Source organism: Martinezella tropici (assembly GCF_008370325.1).
Taxonomy (GTDB): domain Bacteria; phylum Pseudomonadota; class Alphaproteobacteria; order Rhizobiales; family Rhizobiaceae; genus Rhizobium; species Rhizobium tropici_B.
In genome coordinates, this window is sequence record NZ_VNIP01000011.1 from 235,572 (window position 1) to 251,910 (window position 16,339).

At 60.8% G+C, this 16,339-nt stretch carries 16 protein-coding genes; 11 read left to right on the forward strand and 5 right to left on the reverse strand.

From position 1 onward, the window contains the following. The first annotated feature begins 60 nt into the window (after positions 1 to 60). Both FP026_RS22035 and FP026_RS22040 read left to right on the forward strand, forming a co-directional pair. Entirely contained in the window at positions 61 to 1,104 is a 1,044-nt protein-coding gene (locus tag FP026_RS22035) for an aldo/keto reductase (protein ID WP_149636722.1), read from the forward strand. A gap of 135 nt (positions 1,105 to 1,239) precedes the next feature. Further along, positions 1,240 to 1,728: an AAA family ATPase gene (locus FP026_RS22040; protein ID WP_149636723.1), complete on the forward strand. Its 489-nt coding sequence runs from the start codon at positions 1,240 to 1,242 to the stop codon at positions 1,726 to 1,728. A 43-nt stretch (positions 1,729 to 1,771) separates the two neighbouring features. On the opposite strand, the gene FP026_RS22045 is transcribed toward FP026_RS22040, so the two are convergent. Continuing rightward, positions 1,772 to 2,518 carry a histidine phosphatase family protein gene (locus FP026_RS22045; protein WP_149636724.1) on the reverse strand — a complete coding sequence of 249 codons (747 nt, stop codon included), beginning with the start codon at positions 2,516 to 2,518 and terminating at the stop codon, positions 1,772 to 1,774. A 388-nt stretch (positions 2,519 to 2,906) separates the two neighbouring features. Here FP026_RS22045 and rpsF point away from each other — a divergent pair, with 388 nt between their 5' ends. From rpsF to rplI, 4 genes are all read left to right on the forward strand, one after another. Beyond that, complete coding sequence (gene rpsF / locus FP026_RS22050) at positions 2,907 to 3,353, forward strand: 30S ribosomal protein S6 (RefSeq protein WP_149636725.1); 447 nt, start codon at positions 2,907 to 2,909, stop codon at positions 3,351 to 3,353. Between the two features lie 13 nt (positions 3,354 to 3,366). Continuing rightward, positions 3,367 to 3,615: a 30S ribosomal protein S18 gene (rpsR, locus tag FP026_RS22055; RefSeq protein ID WP_004122103.1), complete on the forward strand. Its 249-nt coding sequence runs from the start codon at positions 3,367 to 3,369 to the stop codon at positions 3,613 to 3,615. Between the two features lie 164 nt (positions 3,616 to 3,779). Beyond that, positions 3,780 to 4,757 carry a DUF2232 domain-containing protein gene (locus FP026_RS22060; RefSeq protein WP_149636726.1) on the forward strand — a complete coding sequence of 326 codons (978 nt, stop codon included), beginning with the start codon at positions 3,780 to 3,782 and terminating at the stop codon, positions 4,755 to 4,757. Positions 4,758 to 4,777: 20 nt separating this feature from the next. Then, positions 4,778 to 5,356: a 50S ribosomal protein L9 gene (rplI, locus tag FP026_RS22065; protein ID WP_149636727.1), complete on the forward strand. Its 579-nt coding sequence runs from the start codon at positions 4,778 to 4,780 to the stop codon at positions 5,354 to 5,356. A 96-nt stretch (positions 5,357 to 5,452) separates the two neighbouring features. Here rplI and FP026_RS22070 read toward each other — a convergent pair whose 3' ends face one another. Genes FP026_RS22070 through FP026_RS22080 form a run of 3 tightly spaced genes read right to left on the reverse strand, consistent with a single transcriptional unit; the run spans position 5,453 to position 8,636 of the window. Then, entirely contained in the window at positions 5,453 to 6,520 is a 1,068-nt protein-coding gene (locus FP026_RS22070) for an HlyD family secretion protein (protein WP_149636728.1), read from the reverse strand. A gap of 17 nt (positions 6,521 to 6,537) precedes the next feature. Beyond that, complete coding sequence (locus FP026_RS22075; RefSeq protein WP_149636729.1) at positions 6,538 to 8,184, reverse strand: MFS transporter; 1,647 nt, start codon at positions 8,182 to 8,184, stop codon at positions 6,538 to 6,540. Positions 8,185 to 8,192: 8 nt separating this feature from the next. Next, positions 8,193 to 8,636: a MarR family winged helix-turn-helix transcriptional regulator gene (locus FP026_RS22080; RefSeq protein ID WP_149636730.1), complete on the reverse strand. Its 444-nt coding sequence runs from the start codon at positions 8,634 to 8,636 to the stop codon at positions 8,193 to 8,195. A gap of 348 nt (positions 8,637 to 8,984) precedes the next feature. On the opposite strand from FP026_RS22080, the gene FP026_RS22085 reads away from it, so the two are divergent. After that, entirely contained in the window at positions 8,985 to 10,481 is a 1,497-nt protein-coding gene (locus FP026_RS22085; RefSeq protein WP_149636731.1) for a replicative DNA helicase, read from the forward strand. A gap of 113 nt (positions 10,482 to 10,594) precedes the next feature. Next, positions 10,595 to 11,758 carry an alanine racemase gene (gene alr, locus FP026_RS22090; protein ID WP_149636732.1) on the forward strand — a complete coding sequence of 388 codons (1,164 nt, stop codon included), beginning with the start codon at positions 10,595 to 10,597 and terminating at the stop codon, positions 11,756 to 11,758. A gap of 23 nt (positions 11,759 to 11,781) precedes the next feature. On the opposite strand, the gene FP026_RS22095 is transcribed toward alr, so the two are convergent. Further along, the gene (locus tag FP026_RS22095) at positions 11,782 to 12,417 is read right to left on the reverse strand and encodes a LysE family translocator (protein WP_149636733.1); all 636 of its coding nucleotides are present in this window, start codon (positions 12,415 to 12,417) and stop codon (positions 11,782 to 11,784) included. Between the two features lie 154 nt (positions 12,418 to 12,571). On the opposite strand from FP026_RS22095, the gene radA reads away from it, so the two are divergent. The 3 genes from radA (at position 12,572) to purF (ending at position 16,339) form a co-directional block, all read left to right on the forward strand. After that, complete coding sequence (radA, locus tag FP026_RS22100) at positions 12,572 to 13,975, forward strand: DNA repair protein RadA (protein WP_149636734.1); 1,404 nt, start codon at positions 12,572 to 12,574, stop codon at positions 13,973 to 13,975. Positions 13,976 to 14,066: 91 nt separating this feature from the next. After that, positions 14,067 to 14,690 carry a CvpA family protein gene (locus tag FP026_RS22105; protein WP_149636735.1) on the forward strand — a complete coding sequence of 208 codons (624 nt, stop codon included), beginning with the start codon at positions 14,067 to 14,069 and terminating at the stop codon, positions 14,688 to 14,690. A 164-nt stretch (positions 14,691 to 14,854) separates the two neighbouring features. Continuing rightward, positions 14,855 to 16,339 (forward strand): amidophosphoribosyltransferase, encoded by a 1,485-nt coding sequence (gene purF / locus FP026_RS22110; RefSeq protein ID WP_149636736.1) that lies wholly within the window; start codon positions 14,855 to 14,857, stop codon positions 16,337 to 16,339.

The following is a 16,339-nucleotide window of genomic DNA, read 5'->3' on the forward strand; positions in this document are numbered from 1 at the left end:
CGCGCCTAAATTCTCACGATCCTCTTCATTTCAGCGTCCTCCCATCTCCAAGGTTCTCCCATGAAATATAAGAATTTAGGCCGTACCGATATTTCCGTTTCGCAGATTTGCCTGGGCACGATGACCTGGGGCACGCAGAACAGCGAAGCCGAAGCGCACGAGCAGATGGACTATGCGGTCCAGAAGGGTATCAATTTCTTCGATACCGCCGAAATGTATCCGACGACGCCGGTCGGGCCGGAAACCCAGGGACGCACGGAAGAGTATATCGGCAGCTGGTTCGAGAAGACCGGCAAGCGCAAGGATATCGTGCTCGCCACAAAAGTCGCCGGGCCGGGCCGCGAATATCTGCGCGGCGGACAGGGCGCTGACGCCGCCAATATCCGCGCGGCGATCGATGCCAGCCTAAAGCGGCTGAAGACCGATTATATCGACCTCTACCAGGTCCATTGGCCGAACCGCGGCCATTTCCACTTCCGCCAGAACTGGCGCTACAACCCTTTCAACCAGGATCGCGAAAAGGTGGTTGCCAATATCACCGAGATCCTGGAGACGATGGGCGAGCTCATAAAGGCCGGCAAGATCCGCGCCATCGGCCTGTCGAACGAGACGACCTGGGGCATCCAGAAATATCTGACGATTTCCGAGCAGAAGAGCCTGCCACGCGTTGCCATCACGCAGAACGAGTACAATCTGCTCTACCGGCATTTCGACCTCGATCTGGCCGAGCTGTCGCATCACGAGGATGTCGGGCTGCTCGCCTATTCGCCGCTCGCCGGCGGCATTCTCAGCGGCAAATATGTCGGCGGCGTGCGGCCGGCCGGCTCGCGCGGCTCGATCAACCTCGACATCGGCGGCCGCCTGCAGCCGCTGCAGGAGCCGCCGGTAAAAGCCTATCTCGAAATCGCCGCCAAGTACGGCATCGATCCTTCGAAGCTGGCGCTCGCCTATTGCTTCACCAAGCCCTTCATAGCCTCCGTCATTATCGGCGCCACGACGATGCCGCAGCTCGAGACCGATATCGCTTCAGCTTATGCGACGCTGCCGGAAGAGGCATTGGCCGAGATCGAGCAGGTGCACCGGAAATATCCGATGCCGATGTGAGGTCCCAGAGCGCCGAATTCGCTAACGGATACCATCGAGCCTTCGGCCAATCAGGCGCCACCCGCCGTCGTCGGCGGGATGGCCCTGCAGCTGCGAACGCTAGAGCCAGCAACTCGTCTATCCGAGAGCAATGGGATGGGTATCAGAAACTATTTGATCGAAGGCGTTTCCGGCACCGGCAAGACATCGGTCTGCCGCGAGCTGCAACGGCGCGGTTTCCATGCCATCAATGGTGATACCGAGTTGGCTTATCAGAGCGATCCCAAAACGGGGGAACCCCTGACTGGACTTGCCCACGAGTACCATATTTGGAACGTGGACAAGGTCAAAGCACTGGTGGCCGACCAAAGCCATGCTGCGTCGTTCTTCTGCGGCGGCTCCAGGAATTTCCCTAGCTTTATCCATCTGTTCGATCAGGTTTTTGTTCTCGAGGTCGATCTTGACACCTTGACCCGACGGCTTGCCCAGAGGCCGGAAACCGAGTGGGGTGGAAAGCCCGCCGAACGGCAGTTCATCGAGCGGTTGCACACCACGAAAGAAGATGTCCCAACAAACGGCGTCGTCATCGATGCGACTGCGCCGCTTGAACATGTCGTAAGCGAGATTCTGGAAAAATGCAGCTAGGCCGCATCTACTGAAAGAAGAGCGGAAAGCCGCCTGCCGATCTCTATTGCTCAGCCTTCGGCGCAATCGTCAGTTCCGAACCATAGGCCTCGCGCAACTCTTCCTGCCCCTTTACCCGGTCCACGGACTTATGAAGCAGGATCGAGCGATAGCCTTCAGAACTCTGCCCCTCGATCAGGGTGACATCAGCGTTTCCCGGATTGTCCGAATGCTCGAACCAATCGACCGGATGATGCAGGAAGTTCATCTCGAAGGCCCGGTTGGTGACGCCGTGGCCGACGATAATGACATTGTTCCTGCCGTTTTCGGCGTCGTGCATGACGGTCTGCAGGAACAGGCGGACACGCTGGGCAACATCGGCGCGGCTCTCGCCATCCGGCGGCCGCGCATAGAACTTGCCGTTGTTGTTGCGCAGCCTTGCCCATTTCTCGAACTCATCGGGAAACTTCCGCCTCTGCTCGGCATGGTCGTAGATTTCGGTGAAGAGCCCAAAATCCTGCTCGCGCAGCAGGTAATCCTCTCTCACATCCTCGATCAGATCTGTCGGCAGGATCTCCAGCAGGGCATCCTTGCTCTGCCGCGTCCTCAGGAAGGGAGAATACCAGACGTTCAGCTTGCGCAATTCAGCTGATGGTAGCCCTTTCAGATAGGCTGATATCGCCTGGCCTGCCTGAAGCACCTGCCGATGTCCCCATTCGGTCAGCGGAACATTGTGATCGCCGAACTGCCGATAGGCCCGGTCATCGATATTGCCGAGGGATTCGCCGTGCCGAACGAGAAAGATGCGCATGAACAATCCGTATTGCTGCAATTCGCCTCGCATCATATGGGAGTGCGCGGCGGGTGCAACGCTGCGACAGGCGGGGCTCACGATTTGGCGGGAGAATCGAGGCCGACCCCAGGCAAAGCGGCATAATTTCGCTCGTACCCTTGCCTTTCCGAGAAAAATCCGTATAAGCCGCCCTGTTCGCAACCCGGTCTTCTGGCTGGTGGCTGAACGGAGGGCCGGTTTCCGCAAGGGAATCGTTCGGAACGGAAGCGTTCCAGCCTCCCGTGTCTCCGCTCTCGACCGTCTCGGAAACGCTTTTCTTGCTTGGGTTTACCCTCTCAGGAGCAGTCGTTGAGGCTTAGCCGCCGAATATCGGGTTCAGACCAACGCAAGAAAGGCAAAGCTATCCATGGCTCTTTACGAACATGTATTCCTTGCCCGGCAGGATATTTCCGCTCAGCAGGTCGACGCCCTCGTAGAACAGTACAAGGGTGTCATCGAAGCTCACGGCGGTAAAGTCGGGCGTATCGAAAACTGGGGCCTCAAGTCCCTCACCTACCGCATCAAGAAGAACCGCAAGGCTCATTACGCCCTGATGGACATCGATGCTCCGGCCGCTGCGATCCAGGAAATGGAACGCCAGATGCGCATCAGCGAAGACGTCCTGCGCTACATGACGATCGCTGTCGAGAAGCACGAAGAAGGCCCGTCGGCCATGATGCAGAAGCGCGACCGTGACGACCGCCCGCGCCGCGATGGCGACCGTCCGGAGCGCAGCTTCGGCGATCGTGGTCCGCGCCCGGATCGTGGTGACCGCGAAGACCGTCCGCGCCGTCCGCGCGAAGACCGCGTATAAGGAGATTTGAGAGATGTCTGAAGTTTCTTCCGCACCGGTCCGCCGTCCGTTCCATCGCCGCCGCAAGACCTGCCCGTTCTCGGGTGCCAATGCGCCGCGCATCGACTATAAGGACGTTCGTCTCCTGCAGCGCTACATTTCCGAGCGCGGCAAGATCGTTCCGTCCCGCATCACGGCCGTTTCCCAGAAGAAGCAGCGCGAACTCGCCCAGGCGATCAAGCGCGCCCGTTTCCTCGGCCTGCTGCCCTACGTCGTCGCTTAATAGCGCCGGACGCAGAATGAATTAGAGGGAAGGCAGCAATGCCTTCCCTTCTCCCTTCCGCGATGGGCGCGGATCGGAACCTTCAAACCCCATGTTGGGGACGGCTTTCACGCCCGAGTGGCGAAAGCATCCTCTAACTGCTCGATACGAAGCAGGACAGCGACGTGAAGAAGTTGAACGCAAAAGAGCTTGGCATCGGCGCACTCGCCGGTCTGACCGCCGCCCTACTCGTGTATGGCGCGACGGTGCAGCCATTGCTGTTCATCCTGTTCGGCGCGCTTTCCGCTCTCCCGATCCTGATCGTCGGCCTCGGCTGGGGCAACATGGCCGTCATCGCTGCCGTCGTCGTTGCCGGGGTTGTAGGCACGATCGCGCAGTCGGTCTATTTCGGGCTGTTCGTCGTCCTGCTGGCGCTGATCCCGGCATGGCTCAGCCATCTTGCCAATTTGGCGCGTCCCGCCTCCGAGCTTGGAGGACCGGATAACCTGATGGCATGGTATCCGCTCTCCGACATCATGCTGCACCTGTGCGGCCTCGCCGCCGTCGTCATCATCGTCGCCGGCGCGGTCATGGGCTACAATGCCGATCTCGTCGGCCAGGTCGTCGATCTCTACGTCAAGGCCGTGAACGAGCAGCAGCCGGCGTTACCGCTCGATCCCATAGCGATCCAGAAGACCAAGAGCCTCATGCTCTACGCGATCCCCGTCGCCTGGGGCATGATCTGGGTGATGATGCTGCTCGCCGCCTATTATGTCGCGACCCGCATCGTCGCCGCTTCGAGCCGCAATCTGCGTCCGCGCGAGGATATTCCCTCGGCGCTGCGTATGAACCGCAATGCGATCTTCGTCTTTCTCGTGGCGATCGTCGCCATCTTCTTCGGCGGCGTCCTGGCCCTCATCGCCGCCTCCGTGCTCGGTGCTTTCGGCGCGGGCTTCATCGTTTCCGGCTTTGCATCGCTGCATTACCGGACGCGCGGCAAGGACTGGCGCATCCCCGTGCTGGTCATCTGCTACCTGATGTCCTTCCTGCTGACGCTGCCGCTCATCATCGTTCTCGTTCTCGGCCTCTACGATATCCGCAAGGCGATATCGCTGACCCCGAATAAGAATGCCGATACACCCAAACAAGACACGAAAATCTGACATCGAAAGGAACAAGAACAATGGAAGTCATTCTCCTCGAACGCATCTCCAAGCTCGGCCAGATGGGCGAAGTGGTCAAGGTTCGCGACGGCTTTGCCCGTAACTACCTGCTGCCGCTCGGCAAGGCGCTGCGCGCCAACGCCGCCAACAAGGCCCGTTTCGACGCCGAGCGCGCAACGCTCGAAGCCCGCAACCTCGAGCGCAAAAGCGAAGCCCAGAAGGTTGCCGACGTTCTCGGCGGCAAGTCCTTCATCGTCGTTCGCTCGGCTGGCGAAACCGGCCAGCTCTACGGTTCGGTCGCCGCTCGTGACGTCGTCGAAATCCTCGCCGCCGAAGGCTTCAACGTCGGCCGCAGCCAGGTTCACATGAACACGCCGATCAAGGCCATCGGCCTGCACGATGTCACGATCGGGCTTCACGCTGAAGTCGAAATCACGGTCGAGCTCAACGTTGCCCGTTCCGCTGAAGAAGCAGAGCGCCAGGCCAAGGGCGAAACCCTCACCTCCGCCGACGCCATCTACGGCGTTGACGAAGACGCGCTGCGTCCGGAAGACTTCTTCGATCCGGAAGCCGATGGCAACGCTGAAGACGAAGCTTGATCTTCAAGCCTTCTCAAGATTGCGAATGAAAGAAAGCCTGGGTCATTCGGCCCAGGCTTTTTTGTTTGCCTGTCAGTTATGAAGCGGCTGTTTCAGTCAGTCATCGGCCTTGGGCTCCGGCAACGGAGCCGAATCCTTGTCGATCGAGACGACAACGGACATGCCGGGCGCCAGCTGATCCGCCAGGGGCTGCCCATCCTCGATCTTGACCCTGACCCCGATACGCTGGGCGACCTTGGTGAAATTGCCCGTGGCATTGTCGGGCCTGATGACGGCGAATTCGGAACCCGCTGCCGGAGAGAAGCGCTGGATGCGACCCTTGATCTCGCGATGCCCGAGCGCATCGATGGAGATCGTGGCGGGCTGATCGAGCTTCATGCCATCGAGCTGCGTCTCCTTGAAATTGGCGATGACCCAGACATCCTTCGGCACCAGCCCCATGAGCTGTGTACCGGGTGTCACATATTGGCCGAGGCGCACGCCGACCTCGCCGACGCGACCATCCTGCGGCGCCCTGATCGTCGTATTGTCCAGATCGATATCGGCAAGCTGCACGGCAGCCTCAGCGCCGCTGACACCGGCTTCGAGCGAGGCGCGGTTGACGATAATCGTCGTCAGGTTCTGCTGGGAGACGTCGAGAGCGGCTTCTGCCTGATTGACCGAGGCCTCCGCCTGCTGCAGCGTCGCCTGCGCCTGTTCGGCATCGCTTGTCGTCGACACGCCTCTCGAGACCAGCGTCTTCACGCGATCGGCTGCAAGCTGGGCGCGCTTCAAGGCAGCATTGGCGCTGTCGATCTGCGCCTGGCTTGAAACGATGCCGGCCTTCGCGGCCTGCTCCTGCTGTTGTGAATTGGCGAGCGCCGCCTTCTGTCCGGCAAGGGTGGCGCGTGCCTGCGCCACCTTCTGCTTGTAGATGCGGTCGTCGATCTGGGCGAGCACATCGCCGTCCTTGACGAGCTTGTAGTCCTTGATCGGCACGTCGGTAATATAGCCGCTGACCTGGGGGCTGATCGTCGTGACATAGCCTTTGACATAGGCGTCGTCGGTGGTTTCGACAGAGGTTTTGAATGGCGGCAGATGCCAGGCATAGAGCACCAGCATGACGCCGCCGATGCCGGCGAGAACCGCGATGACTTCGATGGGGGAGCGAACGAGCCTCGACATGGAGCTATTTCATATCCTCATGGGTTAGATGTCATGACCTCAGCCCGACCTTCGGCCAGGCGAGCCCTGACGAAGCGGAAGAAGACATGGATTGAGAGGCCGGCAAGCGACAGAAAGGCGATGACGGCGGCAGTGAAGAAGGCATCTCCATAGGCGAGCATATTGGCCTCGCGACTGACCTGCGCACCCAGCAGCGCCATCCCCTCTCCCTTCAGGAGCGCGCTATCCCCGATCACCTTGCCATAGGAGGATGAAAGCCGGCTGACGCGATCAGCCACATGCGGATCGGTCAGAAGCACGCGCTCGGTCAGCACGGCGGAATGGAACTTCTCGCGAATGGTGATCAGCGTGCCGTAGAAGGCCGAGCCAATGAGGCCGCCGATGCTCTGCGTGAAGGTGAAGACGACGAAGAAGGTCACCAAATAGGGCGGGCCTTTGCCGAAGGCCGCCTTGAAGCCCTGCGACATGGACGGCGGCAGGAACAGGGCCGCGCCGGCGGCAACCAGCGCCTGGCTGAAATACATCTGCTCGGGGCGGGTCAGGTTCGTCACCTGCGAATCCATCAGCGAACCCACTCCCATCAGGATCAGCGCAACGAACTGGATCTGCCACGTGAAGCCATAGTTCATGAACACAGTGCAGATGAGACCGCCGATGATCGAGAAGGCGAGGATGATCCAATAGAGCAAGGCCAGCTGGTCGTAGAGCAGGCCGATGGCATTCTGATAGAAGGTCATGATGACGGAGGTCTGCTCGGCGGCGACGAGGCGGAAGATCAGGAGGATCGCCGTCAGGTGCAGGATTTCCGGCTGCAGCAACCAGCGAACGTCGATGAGGGGCGTCGACCGCCTGAGGTCGAGGACGATCGCGGCGGTGATCGACGCAATGCCGGCCGCCAGCACGACGCCAAGCCAGGGCACCTCCAGCCACCAATAGAGACGCCCGACCGAAAGCACGACCGCCAGACAGCCAAATCCGATTGCGACAAGCAGGTAGCTGAAGATATCGCCCAGCACGATGACCTTGACGCGCGGGGGCGGCGTCAGCGGCAGGAGATAGATGATCGGCATGACCAGCAGCGCCAGCGCCATCTCGAGCGTATAGAGGCCACGCCATTCGCCATAGTCGAGCAACGAAGGCGACACCAAACGGGTGATGGGGGCGGCCAGCAGCGTGTTCGTCATCGCCAGGCTGACACCAACGGTCAATTTCTTCGCCGGCCCGAAGGCTTCGAGCATATAGAGGAAGCCGAGCGTCGAGAGCGGCGCGCCGGCGATGCCGCTTAAAAAACGGACGACGATCGCCGAATGCAAGTCGGAAACGAAAAGATTGAGCAGCGAGGCAAGCACGAAGCCGAGAATACTGACCTCGGCGAAATTGCGCACGCCGTATTGCAGGCGGATCTTTACGAGCGCGATGGCTAGGCTGACATTGGGCGCCATGTAGGCGGCGGAAAGCCATGCGGATTCAGTGGTCGTTGCCGCGATGGTTCCCTGGATCTGGGTCAGATTGGCGAAAGCGAGATTGAGACCCAGGCCCTGGGTCAGAAAGAACATGACGGATGCCGCAATATAGAGCGGCACTTTCCAGCCCGGCATAGGCGGTGGAGCGGGTGGGACGGCGTTGGCTTCCGCGTTGGCGACCAGGCCTGGATCACCGCTCATGCACTACCTCATGATTTGCCCACATTCTGGAGGTTGGCCGTCATGGCACGGATAACTTTGAGCGCCATGCCGACATCCTCGTCCGAAATGCCTTCCAAGATATCCGCGCGCACACCGGTGGCAAGAGCCTCTACCTCGGCGGCGACGAGTTTTCCAGCTTCGGTCATGAAGATCTGCTTGGCGCGGCGATCGGACTGGGCGGCACGGCGCTCGACGAAGTTCTGCGCCTCCATGGCGTCGAGGATGCGCACGAGCGTCGGCGTTTCAAGCTCCAGCTCGTCGGCAAGTTCCCGTTGGTTGATCCCGTCCCGACGGGAGAGCTTGCGAAAAACTCTGGCGCGGGAAAGAGTCATGCCGCGTTCGCGAACGAGCGCATCAAAGGCCGCCCTCAGCTTGCGATTGAAGGCAAAAAGGTCGTCGAAAAGCTCGTTTCTTGATGGCGTACCCGGCATTATTGCAACTTTATACTATTAGCATCCTACTCTATTCAAAGGAAATAGCCGGATTTTCGCAGCTTTTCAAGCATGATAGCCACAGCGGTTGATGCGCGTGACGAAAGACCCGGCTAAAATAACCCTATGAATGGAATGCATAAGTGATTCGTGTGTCGATCCTTACGTTGCAAAGTGGCGACAAGGGATTTTTTACGTGGCGGAAACTTGTCCCTGTGGACGAGTAGAACAACGTTGATAGCCAAGACCGATTTATTCCGTTCGCTCCGCCCCGCACATTTGCTTGGTTGACCATGACATCGGATCGTCGCAAACCAATCGACACCCTAAAGTACGAAGAGATGGAAAATGAACGAAGCTGCGCGCAAGCTCGCCGCCATTGCTCCCGCCGACCAGCACTATCGCGAAGCGCCCAACAATATCGAAGCGGAACAGGCTCTTCTCGGCGCCATCCTCGTCAATAACGATGCCTACTATCGCGTCTCCGACTTTCTGAAGCCCATCCATCTCTACGAGCCGCTGCACCGGAAGATCTTCGAGGTCGCGGGCGACATCATCCGCATGGGCAAGACCGCCAATCCGGTCACCATCAAGAACTTCCTGCCGGCGGAGGAAAAGGTCGGCGACATGACGGTCGCGCAATATCTCGCGCGTCTCGCCGTCGAAGCCGTGTCGATCATCAATGCGGAAGACTATGGCCGCGCCATCTACGACCTGGCGCTGCGCCGGGCGCTGATCACCATCGGCGAAGACATGGTCAATATTGCCTACGACGCACCGCTCGACATGCCCCCGCAGACCCAGATCGAGGATACCGAGCGCCGGCTGTTCGAACTCGCCGAAAACGGCCGCTACGACGGCGGCTTCCAGTCGTTCAACGACGCTGTGGCGCTCGCGATCGACATGGCGGCCGTCGCCAAAGAGCGCGATGGTGGTCTTTCGGGTATATCCACGGGCATTCATTCGCTCGACAGCAAGATGGGTGGCCTGCAGCGCTCCGACTTGATCATCCTTGCCGGCCGTCCCGGCATGGGCAAGACCTCGCTTGCCACCAACATCGCCTATAACATCGCCGCCTCCTTCGAAGGCGAGGTGCAGGCGGACGGTTCCACCAAGGCGAAGAATGGCGGCGTCGTCGGCTTCTACTCGCTGGAAATGTCGTCAGAACAGCTCGCAACCCGTATCATCTCCGAGCAGACGGAAGTCTCCTCGTCGAAGATTCGCCGCGGCGACATCAACGATGCGGATTTCGAGAAACTGGTGGCATGCTCGATGATGATGCAGAAGGTGCCGCTCTACATCGACCAGACCGGCGGTATCTCCATCGCGCAGCTTGCCGCCCGCGCCCGGCGTCTCAAGCGTCAGCGCGGCCTCGACGTTCTGGTCGTCGACTACGTGCAGCTCATGACCGGCTCCAAGAAGGCGGGGGAAAACCGCGTCCAGGAAATCACCGAAATCACCACGGGCCTGAAGGCTCTCGGCAAGGAGCTGAACGTTCCGATCGTCGCGCTCTCCCAGCTCTCGCGCGCCGTCGAAAGCCGCGAAGACAAGCGGCCGCAGCTCTCCGACCTGCGCGAATCCGGCTCGATCGAGCAGGACGCCGACGTGGTGCTCTTCGTGTTCCGTGAGGAATATTACGTGAAGAATGCCGAGCCACGCGACGTGAACGATCCGAAATACGCGGAATGGGAAGCACAGTTCGAGCGCGTGAAGGGCACGGCCGACGTCATCATCGCCAAGCAGCGCCACGGACCGACGGGCACGGTGCGGCTCGCCTTCCAGTCGGAATTCACTCGTTTTGCCGATCTCGCCGATTCCTCCTTCATTCAATATGAGGAACACTGAGGCTGGCGCTTTGCGGCGCACATGTGCGCCGCAGCGCTTTTTCTTTTCATCAATGACCAGTATTCTGGCCGGAGCCAAATCACCTCCGGCCATTTCCTATTTCAGGCGGCTCCATGACAGATATTTTCAATGACGATGATGCTTTCGCTTCCGCTGGCCTGCGGCTGACGGTGGATCTCGGCGCACTCGTCGAAAACTGGCGCGACCTGGCTCGCCGTTCGGGCAGGGCTCGCACGTCGGCGGTCGTCAAGGCCGATGCATACGGGCTGGGGATCGAGGACATCGGCGAAACGCTTTACGCTGCCGGCGCGCGCGATTTTTTCGTCGCCACTGCGGACGAAGGCGCGACATTGCGGCTCTATGCTCCGGAAGCGCGCATCTTCGTTTTGAGCGGCATCTGGCCGGGAATGGAACGCCGGTTTTTCGAGAACGACCTCGTGCCCGTCATCGCTTCGGAGGAACAGTTGACCTTCTGGATGGCGGTGCTATCGGAGTATGGCGACTATCCTTGCGCGCTGCAGGTCGACACCGGCTTCAACAGGCTCGGGCTGCCGATGGATGATGCGATCGCGCTTGCCGACGACGTTTCCCGTCCGGCAAGCTTTGCGCCGGTTCTCGTGATGAGCCATCTCGCCTGCGGCGACGATCCATCCAATGCGATGAACAAGCAGCAGCTCGAGGCCTTCCGCAAGGTCAGCGCCGCCTTCGAAGGTATCGAGGCGAGCCTCGCCAATTCGGCCGGTATCTTTCTCGGATCGGACTATCACTTCGATCTCACCCGCCCTGGCATCGCCACATATGGTGGCGAGGCTGTTCCCGGCATAGCCAATCCGATGCGCTCTGTGGCGACGGCGGAAGCGCGGATCATCCAGACCCGCTCCGTCAAATCAGGCGAAACCGTGGGGTATGGCCGCGCCCTGCAATTGACCCGCGACAGCCGGCTGGCGATCGTCTCGGCAGGCTATGCCGACGGCTACATGCGCAGCCAGTCGAGCGGGGGCGTGCCGCTGCGCCAGGCCGGCATCCCAGGCGGTCATGGCTTCATCGCAGGCCACAAGGTGCCCGTTGCCGGCCGCATCACCATGGACCTCACCATCTTCGATGTCACCGACCTGCCGGAAAACCTGGCCAGAGCCGGTGACTATGTCGAGCTTTTCGGCAGCAACATTTCGGTCGACGAAGCCGCGAGGGCGGGAGGCACGATCGGCTACGAGATGCTGACCAGCATGGGACTGCGGCACGAGCGCCGGTATATCTCGGAAGAGATCGAGGAATAGCCCCAGCTATTTCTCAAAGTGCGTCAGCGCGCACTGATCGCCAGCCGGACACCAAGAGCCACGAACAGCGTGCCGAGACCACGGTCGAGCCACAGGCCGAGGCTGCGATTGCGCCGGAGGGCTTCGCTCAGCCGGCCGCCCAGCAGGATGAGCGGCGGCTCGATGAAGGCGGCGACGACAATGATCAGGCTGCCATGCAGCAAGAGCTGCGCCCAGACCGGACCGGCATTTTCGACGACGAATTGCGGCAGGAACGCCAGAAAGAAGATCGCGACCTTCGGGTTGAGCAGCGAGACCATGATGCCCTGCCGATAGATGCGGCTAAGGGACAAAGTCTTGCCCGCCTCCTTGATCCAGGCCCCCTCGCCCTTGGAGCGCAGCGCCTGGATGCCGAGCCAAATCAAATAGGCCGCACCGACCCATTTAACCGTCGAGAAGGCCAGCGCGGAAGCGGCTAGAATCGCCGAAAGGCCGGCGGCCGCCATCAGCACGTGCAGGCACGCGCCGCTCCAGATCCCGAAGAGGGCCGCAAAGCCGGAGCGCATGCCGCTTCTGATCGTATGACCGAGAATGAAGGCGATATCAGGCCCCGGCGAGAGGTTGAGAAGCGTTGCAGCGGTTAGAAACCCGATCCAGTGCGCAAGAGAATAGTCGAACATCGGTGATCATCCACAAAAACCCGGCATAAAGGCTCGCACGATCACCGTTGATACGGAAATCATTAGTTTTGATAGGCGGGGAAAGACATTATCTGACAGCCGATCGCGATTCGTCGCGAAAAGCAACGCATTCGAAGTTTGAGAACAGCATCCGATGGCTAAAGCCCGCACACAATTCATCTGCCAGAACTGCGGCACGGTCCACAATCGCTGGGCCGGCAAGTGCGACAGCTGCGGCGCATGGAACACCATCGTCGAGGAGGATCCGTTGGGCGGGATCGGCGGCGGCCCGGCCAAGACGCCGCGGAAGGGCAAGCCCGTGACGCTGACGACGCTTTCCGGCGAGATCGAGGAAGCGCCGCGCATCCATACCGGCATATCCGAGCTCGACCGCGCGACAGGCGGCGGCTTCGTGCGCGGCTCGGCCGTTCTGGTCGGCGGCGATCCCGGCATCGGCAAATCCACGCTATTGATGCAGGCGGCTGCCGCACTCGCCCGGCAAGGACACAAGATCGTCTATGTGTCCGGCGAAGAGGCCGTGGCGCAGGTTCGCCTGCGCGCCCAGCGGCTGAAGGCGGCCGACACGGAAGTGCTGCTGGCGGCCGAAACCAATGTCGAGGATATTCTGGCGACGCTTTCCGAGGGCAAGCGGCCGGATCTCGTCATCATCGATTCCATCCAGACGCTGTGGAGCGAGCTTGCCGAATCCGCGCCCGGCACCGTCACGCAGGTGCGTACCGGCGTGCAGGCGATGATCCGCTTCGCAAAGCAGACGGGAACTGCGATGGTGCTGGTCGGCCACGTCACGAAAGACGGCCAGATCGCCGGACCGCGCGTCGTCGAGCATATGGTGGATGCCGTCCTCTATTTCGAAGGCGATCGCGGCCATCATTACCGCATCCTGCGTACGGTGAAGAACCGTTTCGGTCCCACAGACGAGATCGGCGTGTTCGAAATGTCCGACGCCGGCCTGCGCGACGTGCCCAACCCATCCGAACTCTTTCTCGGCGAACGCAACGAAAAGTCGCCGGGTGCGGCCGTCTTCGCCGGCATCGAGGGCACGCGCCCGGTGCTGGTCGAAGTGCAGGCCTTAGTCGCGCCGACATCGCTCGGCACGCCGCGCCGCGCCATCGTCGGCTGGGATTCGGCGCGTCTTTCGATGATTCTCGCCGTTCTGGAAGCGCATTGCGGCGTACGGCTCGGCCAGCATGATGTTTATCTCAATATTGCCGGCGGTTATCGCATTTCCGAGCCGGCTGCGGACCTTGCCGTCGCTTCTGCACTGGTTTCCTCCTTGGCCGGTCTTGCCCTGCCCGCCGATTGCGTCTATTTCGGCGAAGTCAGCCTGTCGGGCGCCGTCCGGCCGGTTGCGCACACCGCCCAGCGCCTCAAGGAAGCCGAGAAGCTGGGATTTTCCGGGGCCGTCCTGCCTGCCGCTTCCGCCGACCTGCCGAAGGTCAACGGCGGACGCTGGAGCGAGATCGACAGCCTGCCGGATCTGGTGGCGCGCATTGCTGGATCGAAGGGCGCGCTCAAACGCGCGGAAGACGAAGACTGAGCCTTACTTCAGCCGTTCTTGGCGAAGAAGAGGCTCATGATTGAGGCCGATGCCAACCATGAGGTTTGGCAAGTCTTGAAGTGGATTATAGATGCCCATTACGATTTTCGACGGTATTGTTATCGGCGTTCTTCTCTTCTCCGCCGTTCTGGCCATGGTGCGCGGTTTTTCGCGCGAAATCTTATCGATCGTCAGCTGGGGCGGCTCCGCGGTCGCCGCCTACTATCTTTATCCGCTGCTCGTTCCCTATGCCCTGCAATACAAGGCCGATACCAAGATCGCGACGATCGCCTCGGCCGCCGTCATTTTCCTGCTGGCGCTGATCATCATTTCCTTCATCACCATCCGGATTGCCGATTTCATCATCGACAGCCGCATCGGCGCGCTCGACCGGACGCTCGGCTTCCTCTTCGGCGCGGCCCGCGGCCTGCTCCTGATGGTTGTCGTTGTCGCCTTCTGGAACTGGCTGGTGGCTCCAGCCGCCCGCCCGGACTGGGTCAACAACGCCAAGTCCAAGCCCTTCCTGGATTCTATGGTCGAAAAGCTGAAGTCGGCGCTTCCCGAAAATGTCCAGGCCATGCTGCCGCCGGAGATCATCAACAAGATCGCGCCGAACCAGGAGCAACAGCAGCAGCGGCAGGGAGGTGGCGACAACGCCGCGCCGAACGATACAGCGCCGTCGGATGACGCGCCCGCGCCGCAGACAAACAATTGACGGTGCGTTTACAGGCTTGACCTGCCGCCCGAGAATCGCCATTTGAGCGGCGTGACAATAGAAGATCCGGCCCGATATTTTTTCCGGCCGGATTTTAAGCTATTTTAATGGTCACTCGTGACGCCGCCCCGATCCGCCCACGTTGAGAGCAAAGGCCCGCAGCCATGAACCATTCCGTTTCCTTCGAGGACGATATCGACGGCGACACGCTGCATGAAGAATGCGGCGTCTTCGGCATTCTGGGACATCCGGATGCTGCAACGCTGACGGCTCTCGGCCTGCACGCCCTGCAGCATCGCGGCCAGGAGGCGGCCGGCATCGTTTCCTTCGACGGTCAGCGCTTCCATTCCGAGCGACGGATGGGTCTCGTCGGCGATCATTACACCGATCCCGCGACGCTTGCCCGCCTGCCCGGCGACCGCTCCATGGGCCATGTGCGCTACTCGACGACGGGCGAGACGATCCTGCGCAACGTGCAGCCGCTGTTTGCCGAGCTTGAAGTCGGCGGCATCGCGATTGCCCATAACGGCAATTTCACCAATGGCCTGACCATGCGCCGCCAACTGATCGCCGACGGCGCGATCTGTCAGTCGACCTCGGACACGGAAGTCGTCCTGCATCTCATCGCCCGCTCCAAGCAGGCCTCCTCCTCCGACCGCTTCATTGATGCCATCAGGCAGATGGAAGGCGGCTATTCGATGCTCGCCATGACGCGCACGAAGCTGATCGCCGCCCGAGACCCCATCGGCATTCGGCCGCTGGTCATGGGTGAACTCGACGGCAAGCCGATCTTCTGCTCGGAAACCTGCGCGCTGGACATCATCGGTGCGAAATACGTCCGCGACGTTGAAAACGGCGAGGTCGTCATCTGCGAGATCCAGCCCGACGGCTCGATCACCATCGATGCCCGCAAGCCCGACGCTCCGAAGCCCGAGCGGCTCTGCCTGTTCGAATATGTCTATTTCGCCCGCCCCGATTCCGTCGTCGGCGGCCGCAACGTCTATGTTGCGCGCAAGAACATGGGCATCAATCTCGCCAAGGAAGCTCCCATCGAGGCCGATGTCGTCGTGCCGGTGCCGGACGGCGGCACGCCGGCGGCGATCGGCTATGCGCAGGAAAGCGGCATTCCCTTCGAACTCGGCATCATCCGCAACCACTATGTCGGGCGCACCTTCATCGAGCCGACGCAGCAGATCCGCGCCTTCGGCGTCAAGCTCAAGCATTCCGCCAACCGCGCCATTATCGAGGGCAAGCGGGTCGTGCTGGTAGATGATTCCATCGTGCGCGGTACGACATCGGTGAAGATCGTGCAGATGATCCGCGATGCCGGCGCACGCGAGGTGCATATCCGCGTCGCCAGCCCGATGATCTTTCATCCGGACTTCTACGGCATCGACACGCCGGACGCCGACAAGCTGCTCGCCAACCAGTACAGCAGCCTGAAAGCCATGTGCGATTTCATCGGCGCGGATTCGCTGGAATTCCTGTCGATCGACGGCCTTTATCGTGCCGTCGGTGGCAAGCCGCGCGACAATGCACAGCCGCAGTTCACCGATCATTATTTCACCGGCGATTATCCGACCCGCCTGCTCGACAAGGAAAGCACCAGCAATGTCCGCAAGCTTTCCGTTCTTGCCAGCAACGGCTGA